Raw genomic sequence first — 25,000 nt, 5'->3', positions numbered from 1 at the left:
ATGATGAGGGAACCCGGGGGCGGCCTCAACCGGCTCACTCCGCGAGCTGCTTCTCGTTGACGGCCGTGTTCGCACCGAGCGCCACGTGCACCTTGTCCAGCAGGCGCTTCAACTCGCTCATCTCCTCGGCCGTCAGGTGCTTCGCCACCTCCTCGTCCACGCGCCGCACCTCGTCCTCCAGCACCTCCACCTCCGGCCAGCACGCGTTGGTCACCTGGAGCCGCACACAGCGGCGATCCGCTCCCGCCTCGCGCGTCACCAGCCCGTCCTCCTGGAGCCGATCCACCAGCCGGCTCACGGCGGGGGCGTCGATGAGCAGCCGCTCCGCCAGTTGCGCCTGGGTGTGCACCCCCCGCAGGGCGATGACCTTCAGGGCCACCAGTTGGTGCAACGACCGGCGCGTCCGCGAACTCAAGCGGCGGACCAACAGCCGGTGCGTGCCCCGGCGCACAGAAGCGAGTTGCTCACAGAGACTCATTTGACGTAGACAATGCTTGTGGTCGACAATAGTTGTCAACCGCCGCAACGCGCCGGTTCTTCCGGGGGTCACCCGGACGACACGCACCGCGTCAACTCTTTCTGGGTGTCCGTCCCCGTATGACTTCCCGTCTCGCCCTTCTCGTCCTCGCGCTCACCGCGGCCCCGCCCCTGGCGGTGGCGCAGGAGCCGACGGCCGCGCCCCCGCCGTTCCAACCCCAGGTGAATGATCCGATGCTGGCTCCGGTGGAGCCCGCCTCCCGGAGGGTGGCGACGTGGCAGGAGGCCCTGGCGCTGGTGCGCGAGCGCTCCACGGACCTGAGGACCGCCGAGGCCAACGTGCAGCGCGCCGAGGGCCGCTGGCGTCAGTCCCTGTCGGCGCTCCTGCCCAATGCGCGCCTGAGCGCGGGCGTCTCGACGGACCTGCTCCACCCGGGCCTCGCCGTGGGCCTCACCGGCGCGCCCATCATCCCCCAGGGCAACCAGCCCACTCCCACGGTGCCGCTGGCGAGCGCCACGGCGTCACTCACCCAGTCCCTGGTGGACGTGAGCGCCTGGCGCGGGCTGCACTCGGCCCAGTTCGCCGAGACGAGCGCCCGGGAGAGCCTGAAGGACGTGCAGCGGCGCCTCACCCTGGGGCTCGCCCGCTCGCTCGTGGCCACGGTGGCCGCCGAGCGCTCGGCCGAGCTCAACCGCGTCGGCCTGCTCCGGGCCCTCGAGCGGGCGGCGCTCACCGAGCGCTCCTTCCAGCTCGGCGTGGGCACCCAGCTCGACGTGGTGCGCGTGCAGCAGGACGTGGAGATCGCCCGGCAGGCCCTCATCTCCGGAGACGAGCAGCTGCGCCGCACCCGCGAGGCCCTCGGCCTCGCGCTCGGCCTTCCCCAGGAGGTGGGTGTGGAGCCCACCTTCCAGCTCCAGGGGTTGGTGGATCAGGCGGTGAGTGAGTGCTCCGCCCTGGAGAGTGCGGACAAGCGCTCGGACGTGGAGTCGGCGCGTGCCCAGCTCCACTCGGCCCGGGACAGCAGGCAGCAAGCCACGGCGGGCTACCTCCCCACCCTGTCTCTGAGCAGCAACCTCAACGGCTACACGACGTCGAATCCGGCGCCGGCGACGCTGACCACCTGGAGCCTCGCCGCCGTGCTGGCCGTGCCCATCTGGGAGGGCGGTCTGCGGGGAGGGCTCGTGCGCGAGCGCCGGGGCGTGGAGCAGCAGTCGGCGGAGACGTTGGAGAGCACGCGGCGCAACGTGGAGGTGGAGGTGGCGCGGGCGAAGCGCAACGTGGGGGTGTCGGAGTCGTTGGTGAAGACCTCGGCCGCGTCGCGGGAACTGGCCGCGAGGACGGATCAACTCACCCGTCGCGCCTACGAGGTGGGCCGCGGGAGCAGTTTGGAATTGGTGCAGAGCGGAGCGGCGTTGCGGCAGGCGGAGCTGTCGCTGGCTCTGCGTGAATTCGAGCTCGTCCAGGCACGCCTGGACGCATTCTTGACGGAGGCCCGGTGCGACTGGTGAACAAGGGACGCCCCCTGAAGGCGATGATGATGGGAGTCTGGGGAGCCGCGATGTTGGCGGGGAGCGTGGGATGTGGTGGCAAGCCTCCCGCCAAGCCGCCTCCGCCGCCGCGCGAGGTGGAGGTGGTGCGGCTGGCGCCGGGCGAGGTGCGTGACACCGGGGAGTACCTGGGCACGCTCCTGTCGCGGCAGAGCGTCAACGTGCTGTCGCAGGTGCCCGGCTACGTGCGCAAGATCCACGTGCGTCCTGGCCAGAAGGTGGAGCAGGGAGACGCGCTCCTGGACGTGGACTCGCGCGAGGCGAGCGCCGCGCTCGACAGCGCCCGGGCCCAGCGCGCCTCCTCGGAGGTGAACCTCGAGCAGTCGCGCCGCACGCGCGCCCGCATCGAGTCGCTCTACAAGGAGGGCCTCGCCAGCGCCCAGGAGCTGGAGCAGGCGCGGGCGCAGGTGGACGCGCTGGAGGCCAGCACGCGCGCCGCGGCGGCCCAGGAGACGCAGCGCGCGGTGCAGCTGCAGTACAACACCGTGCGCGCGCCCTTTGGCGGCACGGTGGGTGACGTGCTCGTGCGCCTGGGTGACTTCGTGGGTACCACCACCCCGCTCACCAGCGTGGCCCAGGCGGACGTGCTGGAAGTGAGCGTGGCGGTGCCCTCCGAGCGCGCGCGCTCGCTGCGGCCCGAGACGCCGCTCGAGGTGCTCGACTCCAACGGACAGGTGCTCGTCTCCAGCCCCATCTTCTTCGTGGCGCCCCAGGCGGACCCGCGCACGCAGCTGGTGGAGGTCAAGGCCGCCTTCCGCAACACCGTGGGCCTGCGCCCGAGCGAGCTGGTGCGCGCGCGCGTCATCTACTCCACGCGCAGCGCGCTGAGGCTTCCCGCGCTCGCCGTGCTGCGCCAGAGCGGCCAGCCCTTCGCGCTCGTGGTGTCGGAGAAGGAGGGGAAGACGGTGGTCAACCGCCGGCCCATCCAGCTCGGCGCGCTCGGCGCCATGGCCTATGTCGTGGAGGAGGGCCTCCAGCCGGGAGATCGCGTCGCCGTCAGCTCGCTGCAGGCGCTGCGCGATGGCTCGCCGGTGAAGGTCAAGGAGTCGGCGCCCGCCGCGTCGCCCGCCCAGGCCGAGAAGGCCATCCAAGCCAACGGTGGCGGTGGTGCCGCCGGGGGCAGCCGCTAGTCACACCCGTGGAAGCCGGGCGCGCCCCCCTGGGACGCCGCGCCCGGCTTGCGCCGAGAGAATGAGGGCTTCACCGCCGTGTTCGTCGACTTCTTCATCCGCAGACCCGTCTTCGCCGCCGTCTGTTCCATCCTGCTGACGCTGGCGGGGGTGGTCGCTCTTCCCACCCTGCCCATCTCCCAGTACCCGGACCTGGCACCGCCCCAGGTGACCGTCACCAGCACCTACGTCGGCGCGAGCGCCGAGGTGGTGGAGAGCGCCGTCACCATTCCGCTCGAGCAGGAGATCAACGGCGTGGAGGGCATGCGCTACATGTCCTCCACGAGCAGCAATGACGGCACCAGCTCCATCACCGTCACCTTCGAGCCCACGCGCGACATCGAGGTGGCGGCCGTCGACGTGCAGAACCGCGTGAGCCGCGCCGCCTCGCGCCTGCCCTCGCTGGTGAACCAGACGGGCATCGTCGTGAACAAGGCCTCCAGCCAGATGCTCCTGACGGTGGGCCTGTCCAGCCCCGACAACCGCTACGACGCGAAGTTCATGAGCAACTACGCGGACGTGAACCTCAAGGACGCCATCAAGCGCGTGCGCGGCGTGGGCGAGGTGCGCATCTTCGGCGAGCGCAAGTTCTCCATGCGGCTGTGGTTGGACCCGTCCAAGCTCGCCAGCCGCGGCCTCACGCCCCAGGACGTGACGCGCGCCCTCCAGGAGCAGAACCTCCAGGTGGCCGCGGGCCAGGTGGGCCAGCCGCCCTCCGCCACCGAGCAGCCCTATCAGATCGCCGTGCGCGCCCGTGGCCGGCTCATGGAGCCCGAGGAGTTCGGCGAGGTCGTCGTCCAGCGCAACACGGACGGCAAGCTCGTGCGCGTGAAGGATCTGGGCCGCGTGGAGATGGGCGCGGAGAACTACGGCACGCTCCTGCGCTTCAACGGCAGGCCGGGCGTGGGCCTGGCCATCTTCCAGTTGCCCACCGCCAACGCGCTCGACGTGCGCGACGGCGTGTACCGGGAGCTGGAGCGGTTGGGCAAGCAGTTCCCCCCGGGGCTCGAGTTCAAGACGGGCACGGACACCACGCTCGCGGTGCGCGCCTCCATCAACGAGGTGGTGCACACGCTCATCGAGGCCATCGCCCTCGTCATCCTCGTCATCTTCCTGTTCCTGCATGGCTGGCGCAGCGTGCTCATCACCGCCATCACCCTGCCGGTGTCGCTGGTGGGCACCTTCGCCTTCGTCTACCTGATGGGCTTCTCCATCAACACGCTCACCCTGTTCGGCCTGACGCTGGCCACGGGTCTCGTGGTGGACGACGCCATCGTGGTCATCGAGAACATCGAGCGGCTCATGGCCGAGCGCCACCTGTCGCCCTTCGAGGCGGCGCGCGAGGGCATGAAGGAAGTGGCGGGCGCGGTGGTGGCCATCTCCATCGTGCTGGTGGCGGTGTTCGTCCCCGTGGCCTTGTTCCCGGGCACCACGGGCGCCATCTACCGCCAGTTCGCGCTCACCATCGCCGCGTCCGTGGGCCTGTCCACCTTCTGCGCCCTCACGCTGACGCCCGCCCTGAGCGCGCGCCTCTTGCGCCACCACCAGGGGGAGAAGTGGGTCTTCTTCCGCATGGTGGACAAGGCGCTCGACTGGACGCGCGACACCTACAGCCGCGGCCTGCACGCCGTGCTGCGCTATCCGCTGCTCATCCTCGGCGCCTTCCTCTTGTGCATCGCGGCCACGGGGCTGCTCTTCCGCTCGGCGCCCACCGGCTTCATCCCGGACGAGGACCAGGGCTATATCATCACCTCCATCCAGGGCCCCGAGGGCATGTCGCTCGCCCAGACGGAGAAGGTGCTCATGGACGTGGAGAACGTGCTCAAGGAGCAGCCCGAGGTCGTCACCATGTTCGCCATCGGTGGCTTCTCCATGCAGGGCAACGGCTCCAACTACGCCACCGTCTTCACCCTGCTCAAACCGTGGGAGGAGCGGCTCGGCAAGGAGCAGTCCGTGGCGGCGCTCGTGGAGCGGCTGCGCGGGCCGTTCAGCCGCATCGGCGGGGCGCGCGTGCTGCCCTTCCAGCCTCCGGCCATTCGCGGCGTGGGCAGCGTGGGCGGCTTCCAGTACATCGTCCAGGACACCGCGGGCACGCGCACGCTGGATGAGATCGCGGCGGCCACGCAGGACCTGATGGCGAGCGGCAACGAGGATGGTCGGCTGCGCGGCGTGTTCAGCTCGTTCAACGCCGACACGCCGCTGCTCGACGTGGAGGTGGACCGGCAGAAGGCCAAGGCGCTCGGCGTGCCCGTGGAGCAGATCTTCAGCACGATGCAGATCTACATGGGCAGCCAGTACGTCAACGACTTCAACTACGCCAACCGCACCTACCGCGTGTACATGCAGGCCGAGCAGCAGTTCCGCGACACGCCCGAGGACATCGGCTCGTTCTACGTGCGCAGTGACAGCGGCGCGATGATTCCCCTGGAGTCGCTGGTGAAGGTGACGCCCACGGTGTCCGCCCAGGTCATCCGGCACTACAACCTGTTCCGCTCGGCGGAGATCAACGGCCAGGGCGCGCCGGGCGTCTCCTCGGGCCAGGCGCTCGAGGCGATGGAGTCGCTCGCCCAGGAGCGGCTGCCGCAGGGCATGAGCGCGGAGTGGACGGGCATCAGTCTCGAGCAGAAGGAGAGCGGAGGCCAGACGGTCATCATCTTCGGCCTGGGCATCCTGTTCGTGTTCCTGGTGCTCGCGGCGCAGTACGAGAGCTTCACCCTGCCCTTCGTCATCATCCTGTCGGTGCCACTGGCGATCATGGGCGCCATCGGGTTGCAGCTGGCGCGGGGCTACGCCAACGACGTGTTCTGCCAGGTGGGACTGGTGATGCTGGTGGGTCTGGCGAGCAAGAACGCCATCCTCATCGTGGAGTTCGCCGAGCAGCTGCGCGCGAGCGGCAAGAGCGCGGCGGACGCGGTGGTGGAGGCAGCGGCGGTGCGCTTGCGGCCCATCCTGATGACGTCCATCGCGTTCCTGTTGGGCGTGGTGCCGCTGATGACGGCCACGGGCGCGGGCGCCGCCTCACGCAACTCGCTGGGCACGGCGGTGTTCGGCGGAATGCTGGTGTCCACGGTGGTCAACTTCCTCTTCATCCCCGGCCTGTATGTGTTGATGCAGCGGCTGCGGGGGGAGACGAAGCCCGAGGCCGAGCCGCACCACGGGGAGCCCGTCCTCCCCGCTCCGTCGCCCTGAAGCAAGGCCGACGGTTGGAGTTTCCCCGCCGCGTCCTCTCCTCACGGAGAGGGCGCGGTTTGTTTTTGGAGACCAGCGCGAGTCCTTGGTGAAAAGGCGACTCCGCGAGCGGCCGTGCGGCTTCGGGTTATTGGCTGCCCGACAAGGCGCGACGCACGTCGATGCTGCCGCGTGACTTCCCCACGAAGCGCCCTCATCTTCGAGCGGCCATGATGTTCGAGCACCGGCTGCCGGGGGGCCAGCGCATGCGTTACTCAATATGGTGGGTGCTGCTCTCTCCGTGTCTCCTGGGCTGTTCAGCGAGTCGATATCAACTCTGTCAATCTCAGGGACCTGGGCCGGGTCCTGGTTGTGCAAGTACGCTCGACTGCATGTGCCAGAAAGGCTCGGAAGCGGCCTGTGAACAATTGGGGAAGGCGCCTCCCAAGCCCGCGGCAACTGAATCCTTGAAGCCCCTTGGCGCGAACAACGCGCTGGGGAAGAAAGCCGATCAGCCTGAAGACGACTCCCACGATCGGTGCGCGGAGCATTATGCGAAGTGCGTGACGGAGGGGGGCGAGAAATTGTCCGGCCACGTAGCTGGTTATACGCGCTGCGGCTCTTGTCTCGCCTATTGTTCCGCGCAGGGCTTCTGGCCTGAAGCCATCTACACATGGAACGGAGCGCGCCTGCCATGCCCCGGACTCTGACGCGAGAAACCCAGGAGCGGTTCCTGCGTTGGGGACAGGAACGCGGAAACCTCTTTCGCGCTCTAGGCGACGCCCCCATCGCCGAGAAGGTCCGGGCCTACAAGCAACTCGAGAAGCGAATCGTCGCCGAAGCACGAACCGCGTCCGAGAAATTGGAACTGCGGAGGCGAATCACCGAGGACCTGCTCATGATCACCTGCACGGGACCATGGAGAGGATTCTCGCCATACCTCCGGCGGATGGAGAAACTCGGCTATTCCTCGATAGACTGCCGCCTGCTGGTCTGTGGTTGGTCAGCGCGGGCCAGCAAGGACTCCTTGGTGGGGAAGCGCAAGACCGCGGAGCTTCTCGCCAGCTTCGAGCGGCGAACACGTTCTCAGAAAATTCCCCCCGCGCTACGGGAGCAGCACGAGGGCGTTCTCGCGCGGGCCCGGCAACTGGCGGGGCTCAATGAGCTTCCGGTGGATGGCGGCCCGAGGGCAACAACTCCGCGGAGGAGAAACGTACCGTGAACCTCGGTGGTTTGCTCGCGGCCAGATAGGGCGGTCAATCACGGGCCCTTGAAGACGTGCTCCCGGTGGAATCTCAGGTAGCTGGCGTGGGGCCACCACTCCTGCCGCTGGGGCAGCCGCAAGGGACGATGGGGTTGGATCAACCCGCCCATGCCCTCGGGCAGTTCGCCGCGGGCCACCAGGAGCCGGTGGTCGTCATCGACGGAGATGAGCCCTCGATCGAAGAGCCAGTGCACGGTGCCGGTCAGGGCGAGGCCGTTGCGCACCGAGTCCGGTCCGTGCCGGGCCACCGGCTGGATGTGCGCGGCCTGCACCTCGGGACGTCCCCCGCCATTGATGAGCCGCAGCCCCGACACGGCGCAGGTGTTGTCATAGGCCTCGCGCACGTGGCGACGGAAGGCCTCGTCCCGGAAGGGCCGTGACACCACCTGGGTGACGATCGGCCGCTCCGCGTAGGTGATGGCGGGCTCCCCGACCTCCGGGGCGAGCCGCTCCCAGGGTTCGAGCTCCCGCGTGAAGCCCGCGCGCAGGATGGCCTCGAACTCGGCCTCGTCGAGGTTGCGGACCGCGCGGCCAAACGCGCCCTTGTTGGTGCTGCCGTCCGGCTTGCGCAGGGCGCCCTCGTAGTACAGGTCTCCTTCCCGAAAGGGCACCGGGCGATCGAACTCGAGGTAGTCCTCGACGTAGGCGTAGTAGTGGTCGGGTGTGGCCTCGTCCCGCTCCACGCGCGCAAGCCGGGCCACGGCGAAGTAGGCCTGACGGCCCGTGGTGCTCCGGGGTCCCTGCGTGCGGCGAGGCTCGTAGTAGAGGACCAGATCTTCGAGGGCGGCCTCGGCCTGGCGCAAGTAGGTCTTCGGAAAGTGGTAACGGACCTCGGGCTGGTCGTCGTACGCGGAACTCTCCGAGGTCGTGAAGATCGCCTTCGCCATGGGCCTTTCACCGGGGCGCGTCCGCGCACCAGGTTAGCGCCACGACCTGGCGGGATGCACCCCGGAGGTCCTCGGGAACGGACCTGCTGGGTCTCCCCCGCTCTCGGGACGAATCCGCCCCAGGCTCGGATTGCCTTGCCCCTTGGCTAACGGTCATTATATTCAAACCACTTGGTAGCTAACCAATTTAATCAATATTGAGGGTGCCATGGCGAGAGGTCGTACGCCCCCGGGTCCGCCCGAGGCGGAGCTGGAGCAGTTGCGACTCGCGGGAGGTGAAATCGGCGATCGCCTGCGGCTCATCGCGGTCCTCACGCGGAAGATCGAGCAGCGCATGGGCGAGCACCTGGGCGTCAACCTGACGGATCTCTCCGCCATGGAGCACCTGGTCTCCGAGGGGCCGTTGACCCCCAGCGATCTGGCCTCGCGCCTGGAGGTGTCGACCGCGGCCAGCACGCACATCGTTGATCGGCTGGAGCGGGCCGGACACGTCTCGCGCGAACGCGACGCCGCGGACCGCCGCAAGGTGCTCGTCGTCCCGGCCGAGGCGTCCGTCGCCCGGGTCATCCAGCAATTGATGCCGGTACTCATGAGCCTGGATGCGGTCGTGTCCGGGCTGAGCGAGGCCGACCGCGCCGTGGTCGAGCGGTTCCTCGGCCAGGTCATCGACGTCTATGTCACCGCGCTCGAGCGCCCCTCCGGCACCTGAGCGCCCACCGTACGCCCTACCCACCCGCGGCACGAAAAGGAATCCACCCCATGGCTGAACGAACCGTCCTCATCTGCGGAGCCAGCATCGCCGGTCCAGCGCTCGCGTTCTGGTTGAAACGCCACGGCATGCGTCCGGTCATCGTCGAGCGGGCCCCGGAGCTGCGCACCGGGGGACAGTCGGTGGACGTGCGCGGCGCGGGGCAGGCGGTCGTGCGCCGGATGAACCTCGAGCAGGCGATCCGCGCCCGGACGACCCATGAGGCAGGCCTCGCCTTCGTGGACTCGGAGGGGCGGGAGAAGGCGCGCATCAGCTCCGAGGCGCTGGATGGCAAGGGACCGACAGCCGAGCTGGAGATCCTGCGCGGCGAACTCGCCCGGGTCCTCTACGACGCCACCCGGGAGGACACCGAGTACCTGTTCGGCGATCGGGTGGCCTCCCTCACCGACACCGGTAACCGGGTCCGGGTGGGCTTCCTCCACGGCCCCGAGCGCGAGTTCGATCTCGTCATCGCCGCGGATGGAATCGGCTCGAAGACGCGGCAGCTCGTGTTCGGGGACGAGGCGAGGATCCGCTCGCTGGGCCTCTACATCGCCTACTTCACGATTCCCCGGGAGCCGTCGGATGACAACTGGGCGCGCTGGTACAACGCCCCGGGCAGCCGCAGCCTGGTCCTGCGGCCGGACAACGTCGGCACGACCCGGGCCTTGTTGACGTTCCTCAGTCCGCCCCGCGGCTATGAGCGGCTCGGACAGGCCGAGCAGAAGGACGTGCTCCGGCGGGTGTTCGCCGATGCCGGGTGGCAGGTGCCTCGGGCCCTGGCGGGGCTGGCCGGGACGACGGACTTCTACTTCGAGGCGATTGGCCAGGTGCGCATGCCCCGCTGGTCGCGAGGGCGGGTGGCGCTGGTGGGCGATGCGGCCTATTGCGCCTCGCCCATCAGCGGCATGGGGACGAGCCTGGCGCTGGTGGGCGCCTACGTTCTCGCGGGAGAGCTGTCCCGGCATGCGGACCATGCCGAGGCGTTCGCGGCCTACGAGCGAGTGATGCGCCCCTACGTCGCGCAGGCGCAGGATGTGCCCTCGTTGGCACCGAGGCTCGCCAATCCGAAAACCCGGGCCGGCATCGCCTTGAGCCACACCGTGCTGCGCTTCGCCACCGCGCCCGGGGTGCGCCAGCTCCTCGGTCGGCTCCTGACGCCCCCCGCCGAGGCCATCACCCTGCCGGACTATGGCGTGTCGTGATGGACACGGGCGGCTCCACGCGCCCTCGCCACAACGACTGAGTCCGACGCACCGGAGCGGCCGCACCGGCGTCGCGCCTCCCGGGAGAAGGTGAACGAGTCGCGTTTCATATGAAGCGCTACGATCTCCCGATTAACTTCACCCCCTGGAGAGGTCGATGACCGACGGACGCTCCTGGCAGGGCAACTGGAAGGTCCGCTTGTATGAGCGAGTCCGCGAGCGGGGTTACGACTCCCTCACCGCCTTCGCCGACGCCCATCCCACCGCCTCGTTGGTGGCGCTAGCCCAGACGCTCGGCGAGGATGACATCAACGCCGTGCAGGTGTTCAGCGGACTGGTGGCCGAGGAGGAGCGGAGCCATCGACTCACGCGGTTGGCGCGCGGACAATTGGTGCGCGAGCTGTCCGAAGGTCTCCCCAATGGCTGGCCGGCCGTGCTGGATGACGCCAACCGTTTCGAAGTCGCCAAGGCGCTCAGTTCGTGGATTGCCTACACCCCTGATACTCACCAGGACAGAGCAAGGCAGGTCAGCGCGACGCTCCTCGCCACGCCGCCGCCTCGCGGCTGGCGCCCGCTTGGCCCCGACGACGAGCTACTGCGCACGCTCCTGCCCGATGAGGATGTCTAGTCTCAAGCCCCCCATGGGCCATCGGCCACCTCGAGGGCCACGACCTCGACCTCAGGACATGGTGAGCCGAGGGGAAACTACTTCGCGGAAGGAAAGGCCACCTGCCTCAGGGTGACGGTGCGGGCCCGCCCCTCTTCCCAGAGTTCGATCTCGCAGGGGCAGCGCAGGGGGGCGGGAGCCCGTTGGGCACCGACCACGACCACCCCCCTGGACCCCGGAGAAAGGGGCGCCTGCTGCCATGCCAACAGCTCGAGCTTCCTCCCTGCGCCATCCGTCAACACCGCGCCCGCCACGCGCCAGGGAGCAGAGGTGCCGTTCAACAGATGGAGCCGCACCGCCACACTCTGCGCGTGCCGGTAGCTCCTGACCTTCGTGGCGTGGAGCGCGCTTCCGGGAGAGCGCCCGCCGACTTGAGAAAGCTCCTGCCATCGCCTGTCCACATCACGTTCGAGCCATGCGATGCCCATGAGCCCCCCCGGAGCCTCGCGCTCCGCCAGGAGACGCGCTTTGTCTTGCTGGCACTGACGCGCTTCGCTCCTCGCTTCGGCGGCCTCCCGCCAGGTCCCCCCTGGCGGACGCGTGTGGTGTGACACTTCCACCCTCCGCGCGCTCCGTGCCGGATGACCCACCAACCAGAACTCCACCCAGACGGGTTCCGCCTCCCCGGAGAAGCGCACCGAGAGTTTGACGCGCTCACCTGGCGGAAACTCCGCCCGGGGAAGCACCATGAGGCTCCGACCTTCCCTGCCCTGTGCCCAGTCCGCCAGTCGTTCCTCCGGTTGGATCTTCACCGCCCCCCATGCGACGGGGGTGTCGAAAACCAGGGTGGTCGGCTGGTCCGGGCTGACGCAAACCTCGGGCACGAAGGGAGAGGAGGCATCCCCCAGGTCCACCCAAGACGCAGCAGCGCAGTCGGAAAACCGTTGCGGTTCGGCGGCGCGCACACTCCGCGAGAGCAAGACCAGACACAGGAGGACGCCGCGGGTCATTCCTCTTCCCCGAAGTCCTTCGTCGGCGCCACACTGAAGCGTTGCCAGAGCAGGTAATGTCCTGGCGAACTTCCTGTCGCCGGGCAGATGCCCACTCCCGGACGAGCACAATAAGAGGCCTCCCCATATTGATAGGCTTGAACGCAGATCGGATAGCGATGCCCGTCTGGCGTCCGGGCGTGATCGAAGCGGCCGAAGATCCGATTCTCTCCAAACTTCAATGTCCCGGTGAAGACAGTACCTTGGGGCATCTGCATCCAAGGCTCGTCCAATACCACGGTCAAGGGACCCTCCTTCACCTCGACGCCTCTTCCATATTCCCCGCCTGTGCCTGGCTGCACGACCTCGACTTCCATGAAGATCAGTCCAAACAGCTCATGGGTGTCCTTCCAGCCAGCGGGGCACTCGATGACGGGGGGCGGCGAGGGGCGCACCTGGGGCGCCGTCGCGCCCGTGCAACCCTCGAGCGCCGCACCGGCCAGGGCGCCCACGGCGGCCGTCTTCCAGCAGGAACGCCCCGCCTCACCGCGGGGAGGATTGGACCGGGATGGTGTCTGATTCACATCGGCGGAATGGGACATGGGTGTCTGGGATGACGCGGGGGGTTGTGCCCTGTCAGGCGCCGCGCCCGGTTGAGCTTGGAATGGCTCCCCTGTCCGCGCCATTTCATGGACAAACACGGCCTGTTTCGTTCCCCTACCCTGGGTGGACGTAACAGGTGGGTAGGACGCCCGATGCCAGAGCGCCACGGCGCAGACCGCGAGCACGAGTCCCAGGAGCACCCACCCCCACGCCCATCGCGGCGTCTTCTTCCCGTCCGGCACGCGCTGCTCCCCGGCGGCATCCGCCACCGAGCACACCCGCGAGGCCATCTCCCCGGCTGGAGCCACCCCTGGCCCGCCACGCTCCTCCCAGGCCCCCCGCCCCCGCCTGGGCGCCCTCCCGGGAAACCCGCTCTCGTCTCCCTCCGGGTCCGAGCCGCCCTCCCCCGCTGGCCACGGCGGCTCGGGGTCGATCAAGGGCTGCTCCCAGCCCACCTCCCCCTCGGACGCCGCGAGCAGTTCCTCCACCGCCACGAGGAGCGCCTCGTGGGTTTGAAACCGCGCCCAGGGCTCCTTCTCCAACATGCGCAGACACAGCCGGCTGACCGCCTCGGGAACCCGGGGGTTGAGCACGTGGGGCGCGAGGGGCGTCTCCAGGCGGATGCGGTCATTCAATCCCGGCGTGTTCCGCGAGCCGAAGGGCAGCGTGTCCGTGAGCAGCCAGTACAGCAGCACCCCCGCCGCCCACAGCTCGTCGGACAGGCCATACGTGTACGTCAGCGCTCCGGTCTCGCCCCGGGCGAAGCGCACGGCCTCGGGGCTGCGGTACTCCGGCGTTCCCGGCGGCAGCAGGCCCGGCACCGTCCGCGTCGGGTCTCCCCTCACGGCGCTGAAGCCGAAGTCGATCAACACCGGCTCGCCGTCTGGCTCCCGGATGAGGATGTTGGACGCCTTGATGTCCCGGTGCAGCACCCCGAGCTCGAAGATGTCCTCGAGCGCCATCACCGCCTTGTGGAAGACGGTCAGCACGGCGCGGACCGGGGGATTGAGGCGCCGCGCCCAGTCCTCCAGCGACAGGCCGGGGACGAACTCCATGACGATGCACGGGTAGCCCACCTCCGCGTCCGGCCACCGGTCGAACGACTTGAAGCGCACCACGTTGTCCAGGCTCAGCCGCAGCATGGCCGCGAGCTCGCGCCGGGACCAGCCGCCCTCCTCCAGGGTGTCGAGCACCTTGATGGCGTAGAAGCGCCCGCCCCGCTCCGCCTTGTAGACGTGGCCCGAGCCTCCCCGGCCCAGCTTCTCGATGATGCGATAGGCGCCCACCATGGCGCCGGGTTGGGGCAGGCAGATGACCAGGACGCGAACCTCCGAAGTCACCGACTCTAGCAGAACCCAACCGCGCCAGTGGGACCGGCGGAGACGACGGCTGCTGTCGCCTTCAGGGCCGCAGCAGCCAGGCCACGGCCAGGCCCAGGTAGGTCCCCACCGCGTAACCCATGAGCCCCGTGGTGAGCCCGGACACCACGAGCTCGCGATTGCGCAGCGCGCGCGCCACCGGACCGATGAAGGGCGGACCGAAGATGGTGGCCGTGGAGGTGATGAGCACGGTGTCCGCGTCGATGCGGAAGAGCGCGGCGAGCGCGAAGTGCAGCCCCACGGACACCCCCACCACCGCCGCGCAGAAGGCGAAGACGAACAGGCTCGCCTCCCCCAGGCGGCTCGCGTCCGCGAGCGTGCCCACCGCCACGCAGAAGACGAGCAGCGCGTAGTCCCCCAGCGCGTAGCTGGGCAGGTGGCGCACCGCCGGGTGGAAGGACGCGGCCAGGCTCAAGGACGTCAACACCAGCAACACCACCGGCGGCTCCAACCCCCCCAGCACCACCTGGGACGCCCCCACCGACAGGCCCACGAGCACCGCCGCCAGCACCAGGGCCAGCGCCATGTTCCCCACCTGGCGCTTCGGGAAGAGCGCCGCCCTCCCCTGCTCCGGCGCGTCGTCCCAGCCCGTGGCCGTGGGAAAAGGCGGCAGGAACTTCAGGGCGATCCGCTGCGCCACCGTCACGAGGAAGAGCAGGTACACGGCCCCCACGACGATGTCCGCGGTGTTCAAGAGGATGAGCGTCTCCTCGCGCACCCGGAGCGCCAACCCGATGGCGTTCATGTTGGCGGTGCCCCCCGTGTAGACGCCCACGAGCATGCCGGACATCTTCCACCACTCGTCCGAGCGCTCCCGGACCATGAGGCCCACGAGCGCCGAGCCCGCCATGGCCGACCCACACGCGAGGACGAACGACAGCAGCGTGGAGCGCGCCAGCCGCCACCACCGGCGCACGTCCGTGGAGAACAGCAGCAGGGGGATGGCGAGCGGCACGGCGGCCTCGCTCACCGACAGGCTCAGCCGCTCCGACAGCGCCACGCCCGGCACGTTGCCCAGCAGGATGCCAAAGGCGTAGCAGACGACCACCGGCCCCACCCACTCCACCTGTTTGATGTGGCGCGCGGCGAGCAGGGCCAGTGCCGGAAAGCCCACCAGGGCCAGGACTTGAAGGGGTCCGCTCATTCCGCCGAGTACAGCCCGTCCATGAACTGCAGGAGGAAGCCCTCGGCCTGGGCGCGGTCCGGAATGGAGCCCAGCATGCCGTACATGGCGGCGCTGCCATCCGGGGCGGGCGCGCCGGAGGCGAGCAGCGCGGCACACGCGCGCAGGTCCGCGAGGAAGGGCTGCACCACCGCCGCATGGGCGGGCGTCACCATCAGGTGCAGCGCGGGCGGCGACATCTGCCGGTCCAGCTTCCAGCCACGCGCCTCCATGGCATCCCCCAGGGCGTAGACATCCAGCGTGTCCGAGGAGAACGCGAAGATGCTCAGCGAGGGCTCCCCCAGCAGCGTCAACCCGGGTACCGCGGCGATGCCCTCGCGCAGGGCCTGGGCGGTGTCGAGCACCTGGCGCGACAGCCGCAGATAGCCCTCCTCGCCGAGGTACTTGAGCACGGCCCAGGCCGCGGCGATGGCGCCTCCGGGGCGCGTGCCCGCCATGGAGGGCGAGGCGTAGAGGCCGCCGCTCCACCCGGCGAAGGTGAAGAACTGGTACCGGCGCAGCTCGGGCGTGCGGTAGAGCACGACGGACGCGCCCTTGGCCGCGTAGCCGTACTTGTGCAGGTCCGCCGAGATGCTGGTGACTCCGGGCACCGCGAAGTCGAACTCGGGGATGGCATGGCCGAGCCGCCGCGCGAAGGGCAGCAGGAAACCGCCCAGGCACGCATCCACGTGGAAGAGCACGCCTTTCTCCTGGGCCAGGGCGGCCAGCTCGGAGATGGGGTCCACCACCCCGTGCGGATAGGAGGGCGCCGAGCCGACGACGAGCACCGTGCGCGGACCGATGGCCGCGCGCATGGCGTCCACGTCGGCGCGCAGATCCGCCCCCACGGGGATGTTCAACGCCTTGACCCCGAAGTAGTGCGCTGCCTTCTGGAAGGCGGGGTGCACCGAGGCGGGCAACACCATCTCCGGCTCGGTGATGCCGCGCTCGGCCCGGGCGTAGTCACGCGCCGTCTTGATGGCCATGAGGATGGACTCGGTGCCACCGGACGTCATGGTGCCGGCGGCCGTGTCTCCGTGAAACAGCTCCGCCGCGATCGTCAGCACCTCGGCCTCGAAGCGCCTCAGGCTGGGAAAGGCCAGGGGGCTCAGGCCATTCTCGGACATGAACTCGGTATAGGCCTCCGCGGCCACCCGGCGGAGCTCCTCGCCCGCGTTGTAGACGAGGCTCCACGTGCGGCCCTCCTGCCAGCGGGCATCGTCGGTGCGCATCGCACGCATCCGCGCGAGCACGTCCTGGTGGCTCATTCCCTGGGAAGCCAGATGGGCACTCTTCGACATCACTGCTCCGGAAGTGGGAGGTGTTGAAAATCCCACTATAGGTGAAGTTCCGGAGCCGCCGCGCGGGGGGGTCGAGCCGCTGTCGCGCCTCTTCGGTGCGAGGGGGTGTGTCATTGCCCCCGGCGGCCATGAGTCCTACTCTCCAGGCTTTCCTTGCCTACCTGGAGAACACCATGAATCGTCTCCCCGCGCTCCTCACGGCAACGGGCCTCGTGCTCGGCGCGATGAGCCCCGCCCGGGCCACCGAGCCGCCCCCCGAGTTCGGTACGGATTGGGACGACCCGCGCACCGCCGCCCCCGCGGTGGAGAAGCCGGCGACGGCGTCGTGCACGGTGAAGATCGTCGACGAGAAGTTCGACGACTTCACCCCCTACACCAGCACCTTCACTCCGCCCGCGGACTGCCCGGGACCCTGGAACAAGGTGGTGCTGCGCATGGAAGGCAAGGTCCAGGGTGTGCAGTACGACCGGCTCGGGCACCTGGAAGTGGGCGGGGTCACGATCTTCAAGACGTCCACGCCCGAGCCTTCCCGGGAAGGCATCGCGTGGTCGGTGGAGAAGGACGTCACCGCCTACGCCCCGCTGCTCTCCCGGCCCCAGCCCATCTGGATGCTGATTGGCAACGTGGTCAACGAGACCTATACCGGCGTGTTGGACGTGCAGGTCTACCTGACCTTCTACCAGGCCAAGGGCCGCTACAAGCCAGCCGACACCGCGAGCGACGTGCTGCCCCTGGCCAACCCGCGCCGCGAGGGCAGCGCGCTCGTGGGCGAGGTGACGGTGCCCGCCAACACCGAGCGGCTCGTCGCCGAGGTGTACGCGACCGGCTCGGGCGGAGGCTGCGAGGAGTTCTGGTACTTCACCGTGCCCACCGTGGTGCCCTACTCCTGCCCCGCCGACTCGGGCCCGTACCGCGAGGTGCAGATCGAGGTGGATGGCAAGGTGGCCGGTATCGCCATGCCCTTCCCGCACGTCTACACGGGCGGCTGGTCCAATCCCTTCCTGTGGTACGTGCTGCCGGCGCCGCGCGCCTTCGACATCCGCCCCATCCGCTATGACCTGACCCCGTTCGTCGGAGGGCTGACCGACGGCCAGCCGCACCAGCTCGCGGTGCGGGTGCTGGGTGTTCCCGAGGGCCGCCCGGGCTGGGACCTGCCGACCCACGTGTTCGTCTGGCGCGACCCGCGCGGCAAGCGGGTCATCGGCGAGCTGACCGAGCATTGGCTCGGCGCGCAGACCAACGACTCGACGCACGCGCTGGTGGACGGCTGGAACCAGTTGGACACGCGGGGCAGCCATCGCCTGCGGACCTCTGGCTACCTGTGGACCTCGCATGGCCTGGTGGTGACGACCGTCGAGCAGTCGGTGTCCAACGAGAGCATGCACCGCTGGATGGGAGAGCAGGAGAATCCGGATGCGCTCACCGCGACCTGGAGTGACAGCAGCACCGTCACGGTCTTCGACCGCGGCCTCATCCCGACCGTGAGCCGGTCCGACAAGCGCTTCACGCTCGATGGGCGCATCGGCGTGTCGCCGGAGAACCGGCTCACCACGACCATCTCCCTGCACGACGAGGAGGACGCGCGCACCACCCGGTGGCCGCTCACGCTGGAGCACCGGGAGCTGAGCGACCTCTATACCGGCGAGGCCGCCTACACGATGGGCGTACCGCGCGCACAGCGCAACGCGGTGGGCACTTCCACCCAGCGCTACCGGCTGACCGGGGAGCGCGGCGCCTGCTACGACCGCTCCATCTCCACGCGCAACGGCACGGTCACCGAGGACGTCCAGCACTGCGATTGACGGACGCGGGCGGGAGGAGGCCCACGCCCGGCGGAGCGTGGGTCCCCGAACCACCGGGAACACCAGGCGGGCACTCGAAGCGAAGGGCGAGGTGAATGGACCGTTTCGACGCGATGCGTGTCTTCACGCGCATTGTCGAGTTGGGCAGCTTCACGAAGGCGGCGACGGACCTGGGGTTGCCGCGCGCGACCGTCACGCTCGCGGTGCAGCAACTGGAGTCGAGGCTCGGCGCCCGACGGTGATGGACTCGGAGGCGTACATCTCCGGGTGCCTGGCGCACTTCGGGCTCATCCAGGTGCCGGCCTATCGCCTCGCGGCCCACGTGGCGGACGGACGATTGCGCGAGGTGCTCCCGGACGCACGCCCCCCTCCCCTGCCGCTCGCGCTGGTGCACCCCTACCAGCGAAAGGTGCCGCCGCGCGTGCGGATCTTCATGGACTGGATCGCCACCCTCTGCGCGAAGCAGTTCGGCACGAGCGCGCAGGAGGCGTCCGCCGGGGACTGACGTGGATTGTTGACGAAACGTCACGTGGCGCACGCGCCGGATGGGCCACCGTCCGCCTCTTCGCCTCAGGGCGCGAGGGACATGACATGCGTGGATGGAAGGTTCCAGTCAGTGGTGCGTTGGCGATGTACTTCCTGGTGGCCGCGGGGTGCGGCTCCGAGCGGTTCGACGAGAGCGGCGCGGAGACGGAGTTCTCCTCCCTCTCCCAGGGGCTGACGAGCACGTCGTTCCAGGACGGGGTGTCTCCGTCCTCGAGCTACGCGGGGACCCGCGATGCGATGATCGAGGAGGAGGACGCCAACGCCAATCACGGCTCGGCCACCAGCCTCTCGGCGAGCGGAGACACCCCCGCCGGCAGCGGCAACGAGAACTACATCCTGCTGCGCTGGGATGTCTCCAGCATCCCGGCGAATGCCACCATCCGCTCGGCCTCCATCGTCGTGACGGTGTCCGACAAGGCGGACCAGAGCTACGACTTCTACGAGCTGACGCGCGATTGGAACGAGGGCCAGGTCACCTGGGAGCAGGCGGACTCCAGCCAGGACTGGACGTCGAATGGCGCGGATGGAGCAGGCGATCGGAACACCGCCTCGCTGGGCTCCATCCGGGCCTCCGCCACGGGGACGTACACCGTGACGCTGAACGCGCAGGGGCTCGAGGTGATGCGCGGGTGGGTGGCCAACCCCGCGAGCAACCACGGGGTCATCGTCGCCAACAAGGACAATGACAACCGGCTGGAGATCCGCTCGAGCGAGTATTCGACCAAGACTTCCCGCCCGAAGCTGACGGTGTCCTGGGAGGTCTCCAGCGGGGATGGAGGAACGGACGGAGGGAGTGGCTCCGACGGTGGCACGGATGGAGGGGCTCCGATCGCGGGGACGTACAAAGGCACCTGCGACGGCTCGGGCGGGGTGTGGCTCGACTCCACCCACTTCCTGAACTTCAACGATGAGTCCCAGACCGCGCGCGTCTTCGCCCAGGGCTCGGGCGCCACCGCGGTCCAGAGCAAGGACCTGAACAGCGCGTTGGGCCTCTCGTCCTCGGACGAGGCGGACTTCGAGGACGCCGCGCGCGTGGGCAACCGCGTCTACGTGACCACCTCGCATGCGCGGAACAAGAACGGGGAGCTCGAGACGTCGCGCTACAAGTTCTTCGCCCTCGACGTCTCGGGCACGGCCCCCACCGCCTCGCTCCAGGTCGCGGGGACCTCGTCGAACCTGCTGAGGCACATGCTGGAGGCGTCCAACTGGACCGTCCCCAACACCTCGGTCATCTCGCTGCTCAAGGAGCGCTCGCGGCTGTCGGAGGCCACGGTGCCGGAGCTCGCGCCGAAGGTGAATGGCACCAACATCGAGGGCCTGGCGGCGCTTCCCACCGGGGAGCTGGTGCTGGGCTTCCGCAACCCGCGCTCCGGCTCGAACGCGGTGATGGTCACGCTCACCAATCCCGACGCGGTGGTGGCGGGTGCCACGGCCCGGTTCGGTCAGGCCATCCTCGTGAACCTGGGAGGCCAGGGCATCCGGGGCATGGCGTGGTCCGAGGCCCACCAGGCGATGCTGCTGCTCAGCGGACCCTCTGACGAGAGCAACGGGCCCTTCGCGCTCTGGCGGTGGAGCGGCGCCGCGGGCAGTGCGCCGGTGAAGGTGATGGACTTGAGCGCGCCCTCGGACTCCGCTCCGGAAACGGTCATTCCGTCCCCTGTCAGCAAGGACGTGCGAATCCTGTTCGACATGGGCTCGCACCTGCTCGGCGGGACGGCGTGCAAGGACACGTCATCCTCCACTCAGTCCTTCAGCGATCGGATCGTTCACCTGGACTGAACGCGAGGGAGAAGTGCGCCAGAAGGTGGATGTGGGTAACCTGGAGACCGGGCTGTCTGGGGCGCTATCGGAAATCGAGGCGTTGTCTTCTCCCTGGCGACCTCTCATGCGCTCCCTGACATGATACGCCGCCGGCGAGCGCGACCTCCTCTTCCACCGCGCTCAGGAGCCCCATGCAACACGCCACCCAGCAGCAGCCCTCCACGTTCGATTTCCTCAGCCTCGAGGCCGCCCGGAACCCGCACCCGATGTACCACGAGCTTCGGGCCCAGCAGCCCATCCTCTGGAGCCCCCAGCTCAACGGCTGGGTGCTCACCCGCCACGCCGACATCTCCCAGGTGCTGAAGGATCCCCGCCTGGTGGCCGGGCCGATGACGGGGCAGTTCGAGCGTCTTCCCGAGGAGGTCCGCACGCAGCTCACGCGCCTGCGCGACGCCGTCAACATGTGGATGGGGCACACCACCAACGAGGGCCACCTCCGCTTCCAGGCGCTGCTCAAGCGCTACTTCACCCCGCGCACCGTGGAGAACTTCCGGCCCCGCATCCAGGCCCTCACCGACACGTTGCTCGACACCGCCGCGACCCGCGGCTCCTTCGACCTGGTGAAGGAGCTCGCCATCCCCCTGCCCGCGAACGTCATCGCCGACATGCTCGGCGTGCCGCTCGCCGACGAGCACCTGCTCCAGCGTTGGTCTCGCGACCTGGCGGCCATCTTCAGCAACTTCCAGCCCGAGCAGCTCTTCCACAGCCAGAAGAGCATCCTGGAGATGATGGACTACATGCGCGAGGTGCTCTCCAAGTACCGCCGCGGCTCGGGCGAGAACATCCTCGAGGTCTTCCTGCGCGCCCAGGACGAGGGGCTCGTCACCGAGGAGGAGATCCTCGCCAACTGCGCGCTGCTGCTGTTCGCCGGCCATGAAACCACCGCGCGGCTCATCAGCCGGGGCCTGGCACTTCTCTTCGACCACCCGGAGCAGCTCGCGCTGTTGCGCCAGCAGCCCTCGCTCATTCCCCAGGCGGTGGAGGAGATACTGCGCTACGGAGACGTGGCGGGCATGACCAACCGGCTCACCGTCGCGCCCGTGGAGCTTGGCGGCCACACGATGCAGCCGTACCAGATGGTGTACGTGATGCTCGCCGCGGCGAACCGGGATCCCGCCCTCTTCCCCGAACCGGACCGTTTCGACATCACCCGCAAGCCGGGCAAGCACGTGGCGTTCGGGTACGGCTCGTTCTACTGCCTGGGCGCGGCGCTGGCGCGGCTGGAGGCCCAGGTCTTCTTCGAGACGCTGCTGCGGCGCTTCCCCAACGTGCGGCCCGCGAAGGACGCCTCGCCCGAGTGGAAGCAGGAGGGGCTCCTCAACATGCATCTGGTCTCGCTCCCGGTGGAGCTGTAACCCACCGCCGCCTCACACGCGGTGCCGGTTCTCCAACACCCGCACCGCGTTTTTCATGGAGGGCCGCACGATCCGTGGCTCTTCCCGTTGACGGTGCCGTGCGCGTCCCCGAACATGGCCACAGGGGCCGGCCTACTCAGGGGAATACCCATGAATCACCCGCAGTCCTCCGTCCGCGCGGCGCCCCCGCGTCTCCCGGCGCCCCGTCCCGCTGTCCTGCTCCTGCTCCTGGCTCACGTGACCGTCGTGGGATGCGAGCTGGGACCCACTCCCACCGATGCCGGTCCGACCGATCAGACCCCGGGACAGACCACGACGTCCTCGCACACCCTGGCCGAGGCCCCCAGCGACACGACGGAGGCCACCTCGCCACAAAAGGAGCGCGCCCTCCGTGGCGAGCTCACTCCCACGTCCCTGTTCGGCGGCCAGTACTTCCGTTACGACGCCTTCGTGCTCACCGCGCTGCGCAGCGGGACGGTGACCCTCAGCGCCGACGTCATCTCCGTGAACCCGAAGGGCTACGTGAACGGCTACGGGTATCCGCTCAGCATGGCCTCCATCGAGGAGGGCGCGACCTTCACCTTCATCGGGGGCGAGTACCTCCAGGACGCGCTCGATACCGGGACGGCAGTGATTACCTACCCCGTCATGGCGGGGCGTCAGTACGTCGTCACCTACAAGACCTTCGACGGCTTCACGCCGCAGAAGTACCGGCTCCGGTTTCCGCCCTCGATGATACGGGTGGAGGGGAGGATCGACTCCCTGCCCGCGCCCATCCCGGTGACCGGGGGCGACTCGGGGCAGATCTCCCTGGAGAACCCACGTCCCGCCACGTTGAGCCGCATCGTCGAGTGGATGGGCTCGAACGTGGACTCCTGACCGCCACGGTCCCTCCCCTCTCGAAGAGGTGGGACCATGAAGGCTCCTTCGTCAGGAAGCCCGCCAGCGCGCTGGTGCGAGTCCAACCTCTTTGTCACCATGCGCGCGCTCGGCCTGGAGCCCCAGTGTCCGAGCGCAGGGGGAGTTGCATGAACGGGAGACTGGAAGGCAAGGCAGCGCTCGTGACGGGTTCGGGTTCTGGCATCGGCCGTGCGACGGCGCTGCTGTTCGCGCGAGAGGGGGCGCGGGTGATCGTCTCCGACGTCAACGTCTCCGGAGCCGAGGAGACGGTGGCGGCCATCCAGAAGAAGGGGGGCCAGGCGCGCTTCATCCGCTGTGACGTCTCGAAGTCCACCGAGGTGGAGGCGCTCATTCGCGGCACGGTGGAGGCGTTCGGGCGGCTGGACTGCGCCGTGAACAACGCGGGCATCCCCGGGGTCATCGGCCCCACGGGGGACTACCCCGAGGAGGCCTGGAATCGGGTCATCGCCACCAACCTCACGGGGGTGTGGCTGTGCATGAAGCAGGAGATCCAGCAGATGCTCAAGCAGGGGGGCGGTTGCATCGCCAACACCGCCTCGGTGGCGGGGCTGGTGGGCTTCCCGATGTCACCGGCGTACACGGCCGCCAAGCACGGCGTCGTGGGTCTCACGAAGACGGCCGCGTTGGAGTACGCGAAGGCGAACATCCGCATCAACGCGGTGTGTCCCGGGCTCGTCCGTACACCCATGATCACGGACAGCACCAGCAAGAATCCGCAGCTGGAGCAGGCACTGATCGCGGACGAGCCGGTGGGCCGCATGGCGGACCCGGAGGAGATCGCCGAGGCCCTGGTATGGCTGTGCTCGGGCGCGGCCTCCTTCATCACGGGCGCCGCGCTCCCGGTGGACGGAGGAGTCATCGCTCGCTAGTCCCACGGCGCGGGCCGCGCTCCCCCCTCGGGCCAAAAACTCGCCGATCGGACCGAAAGCCGCGCCCTTCAGGTAGCCGACGCCGGCCGTTACGACAGGGACATGGCGAACGAGACCGGACGATCCCGTCCCGCGCTTGAGCCGCCAGGAGACCCAACATGCCTTACGACGTCGTCATCGTGGGAGGAGGTCCCGCCGGACTCTCCGCCGCTCTCGCCCTCGGCCGCGCACGCAAGCGCGTCCTGCTCTGCGACGCGGGGCCGCGCAGAAACGCGGCCGCCGAGCACCTCCACAACTTCGTCACGCGCGACGGAACGCCACCGCGCGAGTTCCGGGAAATCGGCCATCGGCAGCTCGCGGAGTACTCGAGCGTCGAGGTGCGCGACGTTCGGGTCGAAGCCATCACGGGAACGCGAGGCGCGTTTCAGGTCAAGCTGAAGACGAACACGGTCGAGGCGCGCCGGGTCCTGCTGTGCACCGGGATGATCGACGAGATGCTCGGGCTCGACGGGTTTCGCGAGTTGTGGGGTCACTCCATCTTCCAATGCCCCTACTGTCACGGATGGGAGGTCCGGGACCGGAAGTGGGGCTACCTTGCTCGAGGGGTAGAATCCCTCCACTTCCCGCTTCAGCTGCGTGGATGGACGCGTGATGTCGTCGTCTTCACGGGCGCGGCATTCGACGTTCCGGAACCCATGCGCGCCCGCTTCGGCGAGATGGGCATTCGACTCGAGACGCGGCCTGTCGCGCGCCTGGTCGCGCACGAGAACCGGCTGGAGAGCATCGAGCTCTCGGACGGCACGACCATCCCGTGCGAGGTGCTGTTCGCTCATCCGCCGCAACGTCAGGTCGACCTCGTGCGGGCACTGGGGGTGGGCCTCGACGAGGAGGGCTATGTGCGGGTCGACCCGATGACCCGCGAGACCTCCGTGCCTGGCATCTACGCTGGCGGAGATCTGCAAACGCGAATGCAGGGAGCGATCATCGCGGCGGCCTCCAGCGTGCAGGCGGCGGCCATGCTCAACCACGAGCTGACAGTCGAGTTGGCTACCGCTGAAGTGGCCGGAGGACGCGAATGAAGATCTTCGTCACGGACGCAGCGGGCGACCCTCGAACAGCCGGTCCGGTGCGTTCGCGCTCGAAGGGATCGAAGTAGACACTGTCCGCTTGTCAAAGCCC

21 protein-coding genes are annotated in these 25,000 nt (G+C 68.9%); 15 read left to right on the top strand and 6 right to left on the bottom strand.

What is annotated here, in order from left to right; translation table 11 throughout:
• Positions 1–34: 34 nt before the first annotated feature.
• Positions 35–415 carry a MarR family winged helix-turn-helix transcriptional regulator gene (locus F0U63_RS20015; protein ID WP_395847527.1) on the bottom strand — a complete coding sequence of 127 codons (381 nt, stop codon included), beginning with the start codon at positions 413–415 and terminating at the stop codon, positions 35–37.
• Positions 416–597: 182 nt separating this feature from the next.
• On the opposite strand from F0U63_RS20015, the gene F0U63_RS20010 reads away from it, so the two are divergent.
• The 4 genes from F0U63_RS20010 to F0U63_RS19995 all read left to right on the top strand — a co-directional run bounded on the left by F0U63_RS20010 (position 598) and on the right by F0U63_RS19995 (position 7,584).
• Positions 598–1,986 (top strand): TolC family protein, encoded by a 1,389-nt coding sequence (locus F0U63_RS20010; RefSeq protein WP_395847526.1) that lies wholly within the window; start codon positions 598–600, stop codon positions 1,984–1,986.
• On the top strand, positions 1,974–3,155 hold the full coding sequence (locus tag F0U63_RS20005; RefSeq protein ID WP_395847525.1) for an efflux RND transporter periplasmic adaptor subunit: 1,182 nt from the start codon (positions 1,974–1,976) through the stop codon (positions 3,153–3,155). Before F0U63_RS20010 ends, F0U63_RS20005 begins: the two co-directional genes overlap by 13 nt.
• A gap of 78 nt (positions 3,156–3,233) precedes the next feature.
• Positions 3,234–6,383, top strand: coding sequence for an efflux RND transporter permease subunit (locus tag F0U63_RS20000; protein WP_395848393.1), 3,150 nt, complete (start codon positions 3,234–3,236; stop codon positions 6,381–6,383).
• 673 nt (positions 6,384–7,056) lie between these two features.
• Entirely contained in the window at positions 7,057–7,584 is a 528-nt protein-coding gene (locus F0U63_RS19995; RefSeq protein WP_395847524.1) for a hypothetical protein, read from the top strand.
• Between the two features lie 38 nt (positions 7,585–7,622).
• On the opposite strand, the gene F0U63_RS19990 is transcribed toward F0U63_RS19995, so the two are convergent.
• On the bottom strand, positions 7,623–8,513 hold the full coding sequence (locus F0U63_RS19990) for an HNH endonuclease (RefSeq protein ID WP_395847523.1): 891 nt from the start codon (positions 8,511–8,513) through the stop codon (positions 7,623–7,625).
• A gap of 208 nt (positions 8,514–8,721) precedes the next feature.
• Here F0U63_RS19990 and F0U63_RS19985 point away from each other — a divergent pair, with 208 nt between their 5' ends.
• The 3 genes from F0U63_RS19985 to F0U63_RS19975 all read left to right on the top strand — a co-directional run bounded on the left by F0U63_RS19985 (position 8,722) and on the right by F0U63_RS19975 (position 11,094).
• Positions 8,722–9,222 (top strand): MarR family winged helix-turn-helix transcriptional regulator, encoded by a 501-nt coding sequence (locus F0U63_RS19985; RefSeq protein WP_395847522.1) that lies wholly within the window; start codon positions 8,722–8,724, stop codon positions 9,220–9,222.
• A 50-nt stretch (positions 9,223–9,272) separates the two neighbouring features.
• A complete protein-coding gene (locus tag F0U63_RS19980; protein WP_395847521.1) occupies positions 9,273–10,466 on the top strand; it encodes an FAD-dependent monooxygenase in 1,194 nt (397 codons plus the stop codon).
• A gap of 157 nt (positions 10,467–10,623) precedes the next feature.
• Complete coding sequence (locus F0U63_RS19975) at positions 10,624–11,094, top strand: NUDIX hydrolase (RefSeq protein WP_395847520.1); 471 nt, start codon at positions 10,624–10,626, stop codon at positions 11,092–11,094.
• A gap of 77 nt (positions 11,095–11,171) precedes the next feature.
• Here F0U63_RS19975 and F0U63_RS19970 read toward each other — a convergent pair whose 3' ends face one another.
• From F0U63_RS19970 to F0U63_RS19955, 4 genes are all read right to left on the bottom strand, one after another.
• The gene (locus F0U63_RS19970) at positions 11,172–12,083 is read right to left on the bottom strand and encodes a DUF2381 family protein (protein WP_395847519.1); all 912 of its coding nucleotides are present in this window, start codon (positions 12,081–12,083) and stop codon (positions 11,172–11,174) included.
• On the bottom strand, positions 12,080–14,005 hold the full coding sequence (locus tag F0U63_RS19965) for a serine/threonine protein kinase (RefSeq protein ID WP_395847518.1): 1,926 nt from the start codon (positions 14,003–14,005) through the stop codon (positions 12,080–12,082). Before F0U63_RS19965 ends, F0U63_RS19970 begins: the two co-directional genes overlap by 4 nt.
• Positions 14,006–14,066: 61 nt before the next feature.
• The gene (locus tag F0U63_RS19960) at positions 14,067–15,188 is read right to left on the bottom strand and encodes a DUF819 family protein (protein ID WP_395847517.1); all 1,122 of its coding nucleotides are present in this window, start codon (positions 15,186–15,188) and stop codon (positions 14,067–14,069) included.
• Positions 15,185–16,507, bottom strand: a complete 1,323-nt coding sequence (locus tag F0U63_RS19955; RefSeq protein WP_395847516.1) for a pyridoxal phosphate-dependent decarboxylase family protein — start codon at positions 16,505–16,507, stop codon at positions 15,185–15,187. The genes F0U63_RS19960 and F0U63_RS19955 overlap by 4 nt, the downstream gene beginning before the upstream one ends.
• 173 nt (positions 16,508–16,680) lie before the next feature.
• On the opposite strand from F0U63_RS19955, the gene F0U63_RS19950 reads away from it, so the two are divergent.
• The 8 genes from F0U63_RS19950 to F0U63_RS19915 all read left to right on the top strand — a co-directional run bounded on the left by F0U63_RS19950 (position 16,681) and on the right by F0U63_RS19915 (position 24,900).
• Complete coding sequence (locus tag F0U63_RS19950) at positions 16,681–18,309, top strand: peptide-N4-asparagine amidase (RefSeq protein WP_395847515.1); 1,629 nt, start codon at positions 16,681–16,683, stop codon at positions 18,307–18,309.
• Positions 18,310–18,404: 95 nt separating this feature from the next.
• The gene (locus F0U63_RS19945; protein ID WP_395847514.1) at positions 18,405–18,551 is read left to right on the top strand and encodes a LysR family transcriptional regulator; all 147 of its coding nucleotides are present in this window, start codon (positions 18,405–18,407) and stop codon (positions 18,549–18,551) included.
• The gene (locus tag F0U63_RS19940) at positions 18,551–18,814 is read left to right on the top strand and encodes a LysR substrate-binding domain-containing protein (protein WP_395848392.1); all 264 of its coding nucleotides are present in this window, start codon (positions 18,551–18,553) and stop codon (positions 18,812–18,814) included. Before F0U63_RS19945 ends, F0U63_RS19940 begins: the two co-directional genes overlap by 1 nt.
• 86 nt (positions 18,815–18,900) lie before the next feature.
• A complete protein-coding gene (locus F0U63_RS19935; protein WP_395847513.1) occupies positions 18,901–20,634 on the top strand; it encodes a DUF3616 domain-containing protein in 1,734 nt (577 codons plus the stop codon).
• 173 nt (positions 20,635–20,807) lie between these two features.
• Positions 20,808–22,031 carry a cytochrome P450 gene (locus tag F0U63_RS19930; RefSeq protein WP_395847512.1) on the top strand — a complete coding sequence of 408 codons (1,224 nt, stop codon included), beginning with the start codon at positions 20,808–20,810 and terminating at the stop codon, positions 22,029–22,031.
• A gap of 150 nt (positions 22,032–22,181) precedes the next feature.
• The gene (locus F0U63_RS19925; RefSeq protein ID WP_395847511.1) at positions 22,182–22,910 is read left to right on the top strand and encodes a hypothetical protein; all 729 of its coding nucleotides are present in this window, start codon (positions 22,182–22,184) and stop codon (positions 22,908–22,910) included.
• A gap of 149 nt (positions 22,911–23,059) precedes the next feature.
• Positions 23,060–23,821 (top strand): SDR family oxidoreductase, encoded by a 762-nt coding sequence (locus tag F0U63_RS19920; RefSeq protein ID WP_395847510.1) that lies wholly within the window; start codon positions 23,060–23,062, stop codon positions 23,819–23,821.
• A 158-nt stretch (positions 23,822–23,979) separates the two neighbouring features.
• Positions 23,980–24,900 carry an NAD(P)/FAD-dependent oxidoreductase gene (locus F0U63_RS19915; protein WP_395847509.1) on the top strand — a complete coding sequence of 307 codons (921 nt, stop codon included), beginning with the start codon at positions 23,980–23,982 and terminating at the stop codon, positions 24,898–24,900.
• Positions 24,901–25,000 lie beyond the last annotated feature (100 nt).

The organism is Cystobacter fuscus (genome assembly GCF_044360685.1).
GTDB lineage: Bacteria > Myxococcota > Myxococcia > Myxococcales > Myxococcaceae > Cystobacter > Cystobacter fuscus_C.
Note: the sequence above shows the minus strand (reverse complement) of the source record. Positions and strands in the feature narration are given on the sequence as shown.

Excerpts from the sequence above, each read along its gene's own strand:
- F0U63_RS19960 (WP_395847517.1), bottom strand. The coding sequence starts at position 15,188 with ATGAGCGGACCCCTTCAAGTCCTGGCCCTGGTGGGCTTTCCGGCACTG.
- F0U63_RS20010 (WP_395847526.1), top strand. The coding sequence starts at position 598 with ATGACTTCCCGTCTCGCCCTTCTCGTCCTCGCGCTCACCGCGGCCCCG.
- F0U63_RS19935 (WP_395847513.1), top strand. The coding sequence starts at position 18,901 with ATGCGTGGATGGAAGGTTCCAGTCAGTGGTGCGTTGGCGATGTACTTC.
- F0U63_RS19950 (WP_395847515.1), top strand. The coding sequence starts at position 16,681 with ATGAATCGTCTCCCCGCGCTCCTCACGGCAACGGGCCTCGTGCTCGGC.
- F0U63_RS19925 (WP_395847511.1), top strand. The coding sequence starts at position 22,182 with ATGAATCACCCGCAGTCCTCCGTCCGCGCGGCGCCCCCGCGTCTCCCG.
- F0U63_RS19980 (WP_395847521.1), top strand. The coding sequence starts at position 9,273 with ATGGCTGAACGAACCGTCCTCATCTGCGGAGCCAGCATCGCCGGTCCA.
- F0U63_RS19970 (WP_395847519.1), bottom strand. The coding sequence starts at position 12,083 with ATGACCCGCGGCGTCCTCCTGTGTCTGGTCTTGCTCTCGCGGAGTGTG.
- F0U63_RS19975 (WP_395847520.1), top strand. The coding sequence starts at position 10,624 with ATGACCGACGGACGCTCCTGGCAGGGCAACTGGAAGGTCCGCTTGTAT.
- F0U63_RS19995 (WP_395847524.1), top strand. The coding sequence starts at position 7,057 with ATGCCCCGGACTCTGACGCGAGAAACCCAGGAGCGGTTCCTGCGTTGG.
- F0U63_RS19930 (WP_395847512.1), top strand. The coding sequence starts at position 20,808 with ATGCAACACGCCACCCAGCAGCAGCCCTCCACGTTCGATTTCCTCAGC.
- F0U63_RS19920 (WP_395847510.1), top strand. The coding sequence starts at position 23,060 with ATGAACGGGAGACTGGAAGGCAAGGCAGCGCTCGTGACGGGTTCGGGT.
- F0U63_RS19985 (WP_395847522.1), top strand. The coding sequence starts at position 8,722 with ATGGCGAGAGGTCGTACGCCCCCGGGTCCGCCCGAGGCGGAGCTGGAG.
- F0U63_RS19945 (WP_395847514.1), top strand. The coding sequence starts at position 18,405 with ATGGACCGTTTCGACGCGATGCGTGTCTTCACGCGCATTGTCGAGTTG.
- F0U63_RS19990 (WP_395847523.1), bottom strand. The coding sequence starts at position 8,513 with ATGGCGAAGGCGATCTTCACGACCTCGGAGAGTTCCGCGTACGACGAC.
- F0U63_RS19915 (WP_395847509.1), top strand. The coding sequence starts at position 23,980 with ATGCCTTACGACGTCGTCATCGTGGGAGGAGGTCCCGCCGGACTCTCC.
- F0U63_RS19955 (WP_395847516.1), bottom strand. The coding sequence starts at position 16,507 with ATGTCGAAGAGTGCCCATCTGGCTTCCCAGGGAATGAGCCACCAGGAC.
- F0U63_RS19940 (WP_395848392.1), top strand. The coding sequence starts at position 18,551 with ATGGACTCGGAGGCGTACATCTCCGGGTGCCTGGCGCACTTCGGGCTC.